This is a genomic window from Burkholderia cepacia ATCC 25416, assembly GCF_001411495.1.
GTDB lineage: Bacteria > Pseudomonadota > Gammaproteobacteria > Burkholderiales > Burkholderiaceae > Burkholderia > Burkholderia cepacia.
This window is the reverse complement of sequence record NZ_CP012981.1, coordinates 3,780,484-3,791,734: the sequence shown is the minus strand read 5'-3', so window position 1 is coordinate 3,791,734 and position 11,251 is coordinate 3,780,484. Positions and strand designations below refer to the sequence as shown.

The window sequence follows — 11,251 nt, the reverse complement described above, 5'->3', positions numbered from 1 at the left end:
CGACCGTGTCGGGCGTCGAATCGGCGCCCGCGGGCGCGGCGATCGCGTCGTCCTGGCGGGCGGCGCTGGCCTCGTCGGCGGCGCTCACGTCGTCAGAAGTTCTGGTAGTAGACGTACGACGTTTGCTTCACGCGCGATTCCCTGCTGCTCGGCGCGCTCTTCGAGGTCGATCGGGCTGCTTGTCCCACAGCAGGGAACGGCCCCTTGCGCCTGCTCTTCCTCGAGCGTCGGCTTCTGTTGCTTGAGCTGGTTCAGGAACTGCGTGACATCGGACTGGTACGGCATGGCTGGATTTTCCGTTTCGGGCGGCGCACGATGCGCCGGATTCACGATGGCGGGATTTTACCGCATCGCGGGAACGGCCGGCGGCAATCGCGCGTCGAATCCGCGGGTTGGCGCGCAGCCGGCGGCCGCAAGCGCACCGCCGGGCATGACGCCGCGGCCACGGCGCGCTCGCGCGGCGGTTTACAAACATTAAGCTTTGGCGCCGGCACGCTGTGGTCAAATACAGGGTTTTCCACAAAAACCGTGACAACCGAGGGCGAGGTCATATTTGGCGGGGCAGTCGAACCAGCAAGCACATCCGGCACATGACGCGGGCCCGCGCGTGGAACGCAATCGCGCCGGCGCCGCGGCCCGTGCCGCACGGGCGACCCTCGCGGGTTGCCTGGCCGCGTGCTTCGCGCTGCCGGCCCACGCGAAGTACGACGTCGACATCGACGCGCCGCGCTCGGTTCGCAAGCTGCTCAAGACGCACCTCGACATCGCGCGCTTCGCGAAGCGCGACGACATCAGCGACGACCAGTTCGACTTCCTCGTGAAGGCCACCCCGCAGCAGGTGCGCGACCTGACCGCGACGGCCGGGTATTTCTCGCCGGTCGTGCGCACCGACGTGCGCACGCGCGACGGCAAGCGCGACGTGCGCATCGCGGTCGATCCGGGCAAGCAGACCGTCGTGTCGAGCGTCGACCTGACCTTCAAGGGGCCCGTCGACACCGAGGACCCGAAGCAGGAAGCCGCGACCCGTTTCGCGTTTTCGCTGAAGCCGGGCGACCCGTTCACGCAGTCCGACTGGGACGGCGCGAAGGGCGCGGCGCTCAGGCAACTGCAGTCGCGTCGTTATCTCGGCGCGAAGATCGCGTCGTCGGAGGCGCGCATCGATCCGCGCACGCAGCGCGCGACGCTCGCGGTCACGTTCGACAGCGGTCCGACGTTCACGATCGGCAAGGTCGACGTCGACGGTGTGCGGCGCTATCCGGAGAAGATCGTCACGAACGTCAATCCGCTGTCGGAAGGCGAGATCTACGACGTGCAGCGGATCACCGAATTGCAGCGGCAGTTGCAGAACACGCCGTACTACGCGAGCGTCGCGATCGACGTCGGCGACGATACGGCGAAGCCCGAGCGCACGCCCGTGCACGTGAAGGTCAGCGAGTTCCCGTACAACAACATCCGCGGCGGCGTCGGCTTCGCGACCGACACCGGGCCGCATGTGCAGGGCTCCTACACGTATCTCGACACGTTCGGCGCCGCGTGGCCGCTGACCGTGTCGGGCCGGCTCGACCAGATCCAGCAATACGGGCAGGTCCAGCTGTCGATGCCGCCGGGCGAGAAGGGTTGGACCAACAGCGTGCTCGCGTCGTACACGAACACCAACGTGTCGGATACGCGCATCTACAGCGCGCGGGTCGGCGTGCAGCGCACGCGCACGGGCCAGTTCATCGACTATTCGTATTCGCTGATGTACTACCAGGACCGGCTCGACCAGAACGGCGCGGGCCGACCACGAGCCGCGCGCTCGTGCCGCAATGGGCATGGACGCGCCGCAACGTCGACGATCCGCTGTTCCCGCGTTCGGGCAACCTGATCCACGCGGAGGCCGGCTTCGCGGTCAAGGGCGTACTGACCGACCAGACCTTCATCCGCGGCTACGCGCGCGGCCAGCAGTACCTGCCGGTCGGCAAGCGCGACCTGTTCGTGTTCCGCGCGGAGCTCGGCGGCGTGTTCACGAGCGGCAGCTCGACCGGCGTGCCGGCGTCGCTGCTGTTCCGCGCGGGCGGCTCGAACTCGGTGCGCGGCTACGGTTACCAGAGCATCGGCAACAGCGTCGACGGTTCCGTCCTGCCGACCAAGTACCTGATGACGGGCACCGCCGAATACCAGCACTGGTTCAACCGCGACTGGGGTGCCGCGACGTTCTTCGACATCGGCACGGCCACCGATGCGTGGGGCGAACGCGTGTTCTACCCGGGCGTCGGCGTCGGCGCGCGCTGGCGCAGCCCCGTCGGCCCGATCAACGTCGACGTCGCGTACGGGTTGCGCAACCATAGCGTGCGCCCGTACCTGACGCTCGGCATCGCTTTCTGAACGTACCGCTTCATCGACGAACCGCATGACGAAGGACCCGAACGATACGAACGACACGCCGCCGCCTGGCGATCCGGACACGCCCGGCGGCGCGCCCGACGCGCCGCCGCGCGCGCCGCGCCGCGGGCCCGTCGCGCGCATCGGGCGGTTCGTCGCATGGGACGCTCGCGACGGTCGTGCTGCTCGTCGTGCTGGCCGTCGGGCTCGTGCTGGCCGCGGTGACGACCGAGCACGGCACGCGGCTCGCGTGGCAGGTGGCGGAGCGCGTGCTCGGCGCGCGGCTCGCGGGCACGCTCGACGGCGGCTCGCTCGCGACCGGCGTGCGGTTGCGCGGGTTCGCCTGGACGAGCCCCGACGGCACCGGTACCGAAATCCGCATCGACCGGATCGACGGCCGCTGGGCATTGACCCGCGCGCCGTGGCGTCTGTCCATCGCGTATCTTCGCGCCGGCACGATCGACGTGCGGATCCCGCCGGGGCCGTCGACGCCGAGTACGACGCCGCAGGACCTGAGCCTGCCGCTGCAGTTGCGGATCGACGACCTGCGCGTCGATCACCTCGCGATCCACGACGGCGGCTCGACGACGCAGCTCGACCATCTCGCGCTGAACGGCCGCAGCGACGGTCGTCACCATGAACTCGTGCTCGACGGCGTCGATACGCCGTACGGTGCGCTGACCGCGCGCGCGAAACTCGACGGCGTGAAGCCGTTCGCGCTGACGGGGGAGGCCACTTACTCAGGCAAGCTGGCCGACGAGCCGGTCGATGCGCGCGCTCGCGTGTCGGGCTCGCTCGAGGCGCTCGTCGCGGAAGTCGACGCGAGCGGGATGAAGCTGAACGGGCGCGCGCACGTCGAGGCCGCGCCGTTCGGCGCGGTGCCGCTCACGCGCGCGTCGCTCGCGTTCGATCACGTGAACCCGCAGGCGCTCGCGCCCGGCGCGCCGGCCGCCGATCTCGCGGTGCGCGCGGAACTCGCACCCGTGACCGCGCCGGCCGGCTCGGCGCCCGCAAAGGGGTTCGCGGTGACGGGCCCGGTGTCGATCGTCAACGCGAAGCCCGGCACGCTCGGCGATCACCTGTTGCCGGTGATCGACGCGCACGCGAACGTGCATCTCGACGCGCACGCGCAGCGGATCGACGCGCTCGCGCTGAAGCTGATCCGCGACGGCAGCGTGACGGGCAACGGCACGCTGACGGGCGGCAAGGGCCGCTTCGACCTGAAGGTCGCGAACCTCGACCTGAACGCCTTCGTCGCCGAGCTGCGGCCGATGCGCCTGGGCGGCCCGCTCGGCGTGACGCTCGCGGCCAGCGTGACGACCGTCGACTTCAACCTGAACGATCCGAAGCTCGCGCTCGGCGCACGCGCGAAGGTTGCGCTGACGCCGCAGCAGACCGTGCTGACCGACGCGCGCGTGACGGCGGGCAAGGGCCGCATCGACCTGACGGGCGTGTTCCGCCACGATGCGCATTCGAGCTACGACGCGAAGGCGACGCTGACCGGATTCGATCCGCTGCTGCTCGCCGCGCAGAGCGCGCCGAAGGCCGGCAGCGGCAAGGCGCCTGTCAAGGTCGCGAAGGCGCCGCCCAGGCGCGGCGAGACGCGCGTGTCGGGCACGCTGACGGCGTCGGGCGCATTCGCGCCGCAGGTGTCGACGAAGGCGACCTTCAAGCTCGGCGACAGCCTGTACGACGGCGTGCCGCTGACCGGCGCCGGCGTCGTGCAGCTCGCCGGCTCGCGGATCCTGCCGAGCAACGCGAACCTGTCGATCGCCGGCAATCATGTCGACCTGCGCGGCAGCTTCGGGGCACCCGGCGACCGGCTGCGGTTCGTCATCGACGCGCCGCAGCTCGACCGGCTCGGCTTCGGCGTGGAAGGGCTCGTGCAGGCGCAGGGCGACCTGACCGGCAGCTTCGCGCACCCGAACGTGACGGCCACCTACAAGGCCGAGCACGTCGTCGTCGGCTCGAACCGGATCGGTGCCGCGCAGGGTCGCGCGGACATCCGCGACGGCGCGCACGGCGCCCTCGTGTTCACGGCCGACGCGACCGACCTCGCGCTCGGTTCGCTGAATCTGAAATCGCTGCGCGCGAACCTCGACGGTACGCGCGCGAAGCACACGCTCGACGCGTCGGCACTCGGGACGGCCGGCGGCCGCGTGATCGACTTGACGCTCGCGGCGAACGGCGGCGTGGTCGAGAGCCGCGACGGGATGCGCTGGGACGGTACCGTGACGCGGCTCGCGAACCGCGGCACGCCGGCCGTCGCGCTGCAGGCGCCGCTGACCGTATCGGTCGGTGCCGGCCGCGTGACGCTCGGCGCGACGCGGCTCACGCTCGAGGGCGCGGCGATCGACCTGAAGTCGTTCGTGTTCGATCACGGCCAGATGCGCTCGGCGGGCTCCGTGAGCGGCGTGTCGGTCGCGCGTTTCCTCGAGGTCCGCCAGGAGCTGACGGGCCAGCGGCCGCCGGTACGAACCGACGTCGTGCTCGACGCCGACTGGGATTTCTCGCTCGGCGCGAACTCGACCGGCCATGTGCAGGTGAAGCGGCGCGGCGGCGACGTGACGATCGAGAGCGGGCGCGGCATCGCGTCGCTGGGGCTGACCGACCTGTCCGCGCGCGCGAACTTCACGCCCGGCAACCGGCTCAACGTGACGGCGCTCGCGAAGGCGAACCGGATCGGCACGCTCGATGCGAACGTCACCGTGCCGTTCGCGTTGCGCGACGGCATGTTCGGCGTGGTCGACGATGGCCCGCTGTCGGGCCGCATCGACGTCGACGTCCCGGCGCTGAAGACGACCGGCAACCTGTTCGGGCCGAGCTATCTGCTCGGCGGGCGCGCGGCGCTGAAGCTGACCGTCGCGGGCACGCCGGCGAAGCCGAACCTGTCGGGGATGCTGACGGGCGACGACCTGTCCGCGACGCTCGTCGACCAGGGCGTGCAGCTGAAGGACGGCATCGTGCGCATCAAGCTGTCGGAAAACCTCGTCGAATTCCAGCAGGTCGAGTTCCACGGCGGCGACGGCACGCTGCGCGCACTTGGCCGCGTGCGTCTCGACGGCGAGGCGCCCGACCTGACCGCGAGCATCGTCGCGGACAAGCTCGAGCTGTTCGCGGCGCCGGACCGGAAGCTGTCGCTGTCGGGCAAGGCGACGGTCGCGAACGACGGGCCGCGCGGCGCGCTGTCGATCGACGGCAAGTTCGTCGTCGATCGCGCACTGTTCGACCTGCCCGAGGAGTCGGCGCCGCATCTGTCGGACGACGTGGTGATCGTGCAACCCGACGGCACGGTGCGCGGCGAGACGCCGACCGGCACCGCCGTTGCCAAGCCAAAGCCGGCCGCGGACAAACCGGCGCCGTCGCTCGCGCCGCGCGCGAACATCGACATCGGCCTCGGCAACAACTTCCGCTTCAAGGGGCACGGCGCGGATCTCGGGCTGCGCGGCACGATTACCGTGATGAGCGCGCCGGGCGTGCCGCTGCGCGCGGTTGGCAACGTGCGTGTGACCGAAGGGTCGACGTACACGTCGTTCGGCCGCAAGCTCGCGATCGAGAACGGCTTCTTCACGTTCAACGGCCCCGTGTCGAACCCGGGCGTCAACATCCTCGCGATGCGGCGCAACCAGGAAGTCGAGGCCGGCGTGCAGGTCACGGGCACGATCCAGTCGCTGACGGTCAAGCTGGTGTCGGAACCGAACGTCACGGACAACGAAAAGCTGTCGTGGCTGCTGTTCGGGCACGGCACCGACCAGGGCAACAACGTCGGTCAGCAGGGCACGATGACGGCGGCGCTCGGGCTGCTCGGCAGCGTGACCGGCAAGCGCGTCGCGCAGACCTTCGGTCTCGACGAGGTCTCGGTCGGCCGCAGCGAAGTGGGCCTGACGGACCCGCAGGTCGTGCTGGTGTCGAAGGCGATCAACGAGCGGTTCGTGCTCGGCTTCGAGCAGGGGCTGCAGTCGGCGAGCAACGCGTTCAAGGCGACGATCAACCTGACGCGCTTCTGGTCCGTGTCCGCGTACGGCGGCACGTTCCAGGGCGTCGACCTGAACTACACGCGGCGTTTCGACCGGTGGTTCGGCAGCGACGCGGCGCGGGCGCGGCGTGCCGAGCAGCCATGAATGAAAAAGCCCCGCACGAAACGAATCGTGCGGGGCTTTGTTTGGCGCCAGCGGCAGCGCGTTCGGCTTACTTCACGCGCATGCCGGGCTTCGCGCCGCTGTGCGGCTCGAGGATGTAGAGGCCCGGTTCCGCCTTCTCGTCGGTGGCCGACGCGGCGAGCACCATCCCTTCGGACAGGCCGAACTTCATCTTGCGCGGCGCGAGGTTCGCGACCATCACGGTCAGCTTGCCCACGAGCTGCTCGGGCTGGTACGCCGACTTGATGCCCGAGAACACGTTGCGGGTCTTTTCCTCGCCGACGTCGAGCGTGAGCTGCAGCAGCTTGTCCGAACCCTCGACGGCCTGGCACGCGACGATCTTCGCGATGCGCAGGTCGATCTTCGCGAAATCGTCGATCGAGATGGGGGCATCGTCGGCGCCGTTCACGGCGGCCGGCTTCGCGTTCACCTTGGCGTTCTTCGCCTCCTTGGCGGCGTTCGCGCTCGCGGCGGCCGCGCCGGTGGCCTCGGCCTGCAGCGAATCGCGGTTCGCGGCGAGCAATGCCTCGATCTGCTTCGGGTCGACGCGCGTCATCAGGTGCTGGTACGCCTTGATCGGCTGTTCCGACGACAGCGGCTTCGCGGCATCGGCCCACGCGAGCGGCGCGATCCCGAAGAACGACTCGACGGCCTCGGCCACGCGCGGCATCACCGGCTTCAGCGCGAGCGACAGCAGGCGGAAGGACTCGAGGCTCACGCTGCAGGTTTCGTGCAGCGCGACCGCGTTGGCCGGATCCTTCGCGAGATCCCACGGTTTCGCGCCGTCGACGTACGCGTTCACTTCGTCCGCGAGCTCCATCGTGTGGCGCAGCGCGCGGCCGTACTCGCGTGCTTCGTAGTGCGCGGCGATCCCGGGAATCGCATCGCGCAGCTTCACGACGAGCGGATGGTTCATCGCGCTGTCCTGCACGCGGCCGTCGAAGCGCTTGATCAGGAAGCCTGCCGCGCGGCTCGCGATGTTCACGTACTTGCCGACGAGATCGCTGTTCACGCGCGCCTGGAAATCGTCGAGGTTCAGGTCGATGTCTTCCATCGTCGCGTTCAGCTTCGCGGCGAAGTAGTAGCGCAGCCATTCGGGGTTCAGGCCCGTGTCGATGTAGCTCTGCGCGGTGATGAACGTGCCGCGCGACTTCGACATCTTCGCGCCGTCGACCGTCAGGAAGCCGTGCGCGAACACGTTGGTCGGCGTGCGGTGGCCCGAGAACTCGAGCATCGCGGGCCAGAACAGCGTGTGGAAGTACAGGATGTCCTTGCCGATGAAGTGATACTGCTCGGTGGTCGAGCCCGGGCGGATCCACGCGTCGAAGTCGACGCCGTTGCGGTCGCACAGGTTCTTGAAGCTCGCGTAGTAGCCGACGGGCGCGTCGAGCCACACGTAGAAATACTTGCCGGGCGCGCCAGGGATCTCGAAGCCGAAATACGGCGCGTCGCGCGAGATGTCCCAGTCGGCGAGCTTGGACTCGCCGGCGTCGCCGAGCCATTCGCGCATCTTGTTGGTCGCTTCGGGCTGCGCGAGGCCGCTCACCCATTCGCGCAGGAACGTTTCGCAGCGCGGGTCGGACAGGCGGAAGAAGTAGTGCTTCGACGTCTTGCGCACCGGCGTCGCGCCCGATACGACCGAATACGGGTTCAGCAGTTCGGTGGGCAGGTAGGTCGAACCGCACACTTCGCAGCTGTCGCCGTACTGATCCTTCGCGTGGCACTTCGGGCACTCGCCCTTGATGAAGCGGTCGGGCAGGAACATTTCCTTGACGGGATCGTACGCCTGCTCGATCTCGCGCTCGGCGATGAAACCGGCTTCCTGCAGCGCGACGTAGATCTTCTCGCTCAGCACGCGGTTCTCGTCCGAATCGGTCGAGTAGAAATTGTCGAACGACACGCCGAAGCTGTCGAAGTCGCGCTTGTGCTCGGTCCACACGCGGTCGATCAGCTGCTTCGGGGTCAGGCCTTCCTTCTCCGCGCGCAGCATGATCGGCGTGCCGTGCGTGTCGTCGGCGCCGATGTAGTAGACCTCATGGCCATGCATTCGCAGCGTCCGCACCCAGATGTCGGTCTGGATGTACTCGACCAGGTGGCCGATGTGGATCTGCCCGTTGGCATAGGGCAGTGCGGACGTAACGAGGATCTGGCGGTCACCTTGCGGCGCCGCAGCCTGCACGGAAGTGAGGTCGGATGCGGACATAGGGTCTGTAGAGGAACGGCGGAAAACGACGGGAAACTGCGATTCTAGCAGGGGCGCGCGCCGGCGACGCGGGCAGGGCGCCGCTGACCGGGCGCCGGAACGGGCGGGGCCGCGCAAGCGGCGTGCCCGGCGGTGACATGCTGCGGCGCAGCACGAATTCTGCGGGCAAAAAAAACCGGGGCGGATACGGCCCCGGAGCAACAACGACAAGAGGAGAATGGTGACGCGCCGGCAACACCAGCCGCGTACCGTAAATACTGACCACGGCCTGCGACAGAAGTTCGAAAATTTTTTCGATTTGTTACCGGCTCCGCCGGAAGTCTTGTCCGGCGGGGCTGCGCGGGCGGCGGGCCCGCGCCTTCCCCTCGTCGTGCGCTTACTGCGCCTGTGCTGCGCGCAGGTAGATTTCGACGCGGCGGTTCTGTGCGCGGCCGGCTTCCGTCGCGTTGTCCGCGATCGGGTTCGACGGGCCCATGCCCTGTGCCGACAGGCGGCCGCCGGCAACGCCGCGCTGCACGAGCGCGTTGACGACGCTCTGCGCGCGGTTCTGCGACAGCGTCTGGTTCAGCTGCTGCGAACCCGTGCTGTCCGTGTAGCCGACGATCGATGCCGTCACTTGCGGGTTCTGGTTCAGCGTCGTCGCCAGGTCGTTCAGCAGCGGCGTGAAGGCCGGCGTGATCGCGTACTGGTTCGTCGCGAACGTCACCGAGCTCGGCACGTTCAGCTTCAGCGAGCCGTCCGGCTGCTCGGTCACCTGCGTACCCGTCTTGGCTGCCGACGGCGCGAGCTTGTTCTTGATCGCCTGCCAGTTGTAACCCGTCACGCCGCCGACCAGTGCGCCGACGCCCGCGCCGATCGCCGCGCCCTTGCCGCCGCCCGCCAGCGCGCCGATGCCTGCGCCCAGCGCCGCACCCGTGCCGGTACCGACGGCCGTATTGTTGCCTTGCTGCGTGGCGCAGCCTGCCAGCAGTGCGCCGGCCAATGCGAAGACGGACAGACGGGTCGCGATTTTCATGTTCATCTTGGATTCCTCTCTTGGTTGAACGAGTCGACAACGACGACAACAACAGTTACGGCTCCACGCGCGGGCCGCCCGAAAAAGGAGGACAGGCCTGCGCCAGCGGCAGCCGCCGAGGTGGCCGCATGCCCTGTCCGTCAGCGTGGCTGTTCGGGCAGTGCGACGCGTCAGCCTCTACAATATAGGCGGTTGGTGGCCGATTTGGCCCCATAGCATGCCGCAGGCGAAGAGTGCGCCGGGTCGCGCGTTCGCGCAATGGCGTGCAACAGATTCTTTCACTTTTCCCGATTTTCGCAGCGTAATTTGATATTTTTTGACGTTTGCGCGCGAGAAAAACGTTTTCACGGAGTTTCGATGAGCATTGACCGGGCACAAGTCGACGCCGCTTTGGCGGCTGTCGTCGACCCCAATACCGGCCGTCCGTATGCGGCGAACAAGGGCGTGCGCAACGTCGCGATCGACGGCGACGTCGTGGCGCTCGACGTGGTGCTCGGTTATCCCGCGCGCAGCCAGCACGACGACGTGCGCGCACGCGTCACCGCGGCGCTCCAGGCCGTGCCCGGCGTACGCGACGCGCGCGTCGCCGTGTCGCAGGAGATCGTCGCGCACACGGTGCAGCGCGGCGTGAAACTGCTGCCGAACGTGAAGAACATCGTGGCGGTCGCGTCGGGCAAGGGCGGTGTCGGCAAGAGCACGACGGCCGTCAACCTCGCGCTCGCGCTCGCCGCCGAAGGTGCGTCGGTCGGCATCCTCGACGCCGACATCTACGGCCCGTCACTGCCGACGATGCTCGGCATCCACGGCCAGCGCCCCGAGTCGCCCGACAACCAGTCGATGAATCCGCTCGTCGGCCACGGGCTGCAGGCGAACTCGATCGGCTTCCTGATCGAGGAAGACAACCCGATGGTATGGCGCGGCCCGATGGCGACCTCCGCGCTCGAGCAGTTGCTGCGCCAGACCAACTGGCGCGAGCTCGACTACCTGATCGTCGACATGCCGCCCGGCACGGGCGACATCCAGCTCACGCTCGCGCAGCGCGTGCCGGTCACGGGCGCGGTGATCGTCACGACGCCGCAGGACATCGCGCTGCTCGACGCGAAGAAGGGCCTGAAGATGTTCGAGAAGGTCGGGATTCCGATCCTCGGCATCGTCGAGAACATGAGCATCCACATCTGTTCGAACTGCGGCCACGAAGAACACATCTTCGGCGCTGGCGGGGCCGAGCGGATGGCTAAGGATTACGACGTGAACGTGCTCGGCAGCCTGCCGCTCGACATCGCGATCCGCGAGCGGGCCGACAGCGGCACGCCGACGGTCGCGGCCGATCCCGAAGGCGCGCTGGCCCGTCGTTACCGCGACATCGCGCGCGGTGTCGCACTGGCGATTGCCGAGCGATCGCGCGACATGACGTCGAAGTTTCCGTCGATCGTTGTTCAAAATACGTAAAACCCTTGCGGGGCGGGGCCTCACGCTGTTTACGGCGCCGCGAGGCGCGGTATCATGGCGACTTTTCCCGGGTCCCTTTAC

The 11,251-nt window shown here is 68.5% G+C and carries 3 protein-coding genes and 3 pseudogenes; 3 read left to right on the top strand and 3 right to left on the bottom strand.

Translation table 11 applies throughout. From position 1 onward, the window contains the following. Positions 1-92: 92 nt before the first annotated feature. Positions 93-285: pseudogene (locus tag APZ15_RS17495) on the bottom strand (DUF3460 family protein). Between the two features lie 268 nt (positions 286-553). Between APZ15_RS17495 and APZ15_RS17490 the strand changes: the two are divergent. Together APZ15_RS17490 and APZ15_RS17485 are read left to right on the top strand one after the other, a co-directional pair. Beyond that, positions 554-2,367 (top strand): annotated as a pseudogene (locus APZ15_RS17490) (autotransporter assembly complex protein TamA). 25 nt (positions 2,368-2,392) lie between these two features. Further along, positions 2,393-6,485: pseudogene (locus tag APZ15_RS17485) on the top strand (translocation/assembly module TamB domain-containing protein). A gap of 67 nt (positions 6,486-6,552) precedes the next feature. On the opposite strand, the gene metG reads toward APZ15_RS17485, so the two are convergent. Further along, positions 6,553-8,706, bottom strand: a complete 2,154-nt coding sequence (gene metG, locus APZ15_RS17480) for a methionine--tRNA ligase (protein WP_027786735.1) — start codon at positions 8,704-8,706, stop codon at positions 6,553-6,555. Between the two features lie 376 nt (positions 8,707-9,082). Further along, positions 9,083-9,727 carry a YiaD family glycine zipper/OmpA-like lipoprotein gene (locus APZ15_RS17475; RefSeq protein ID WP_021163796.1) on the bottom strand — a complete coding sequence of 215 codons (645 nt, stop codon included), beginning with the start codon at positions 9,725-9,727 and terminating at the stop codon, positions 9,083-9,085. Positions 9,728-10,078: 351 nt separating this feature from the next. On the opposite strand from APZ15_RS17475, the gene apbC reads away from it, so the two are divergent. Further along, positions 10,079-11,170: an iron-sulfur cluster carrier protein ApbC gene (gene apbC / locus APZ15_RS17470; protein WP_021163794.1), complete on the top strand. Its 1,092-nt coding sequence runs from the start codon at positions 10,079-10,081 to the stop codon at positions 11,168-11,170. The last annotated feature ends 81 nt before the right edge of the window (positions 11,171-11,251 follow it).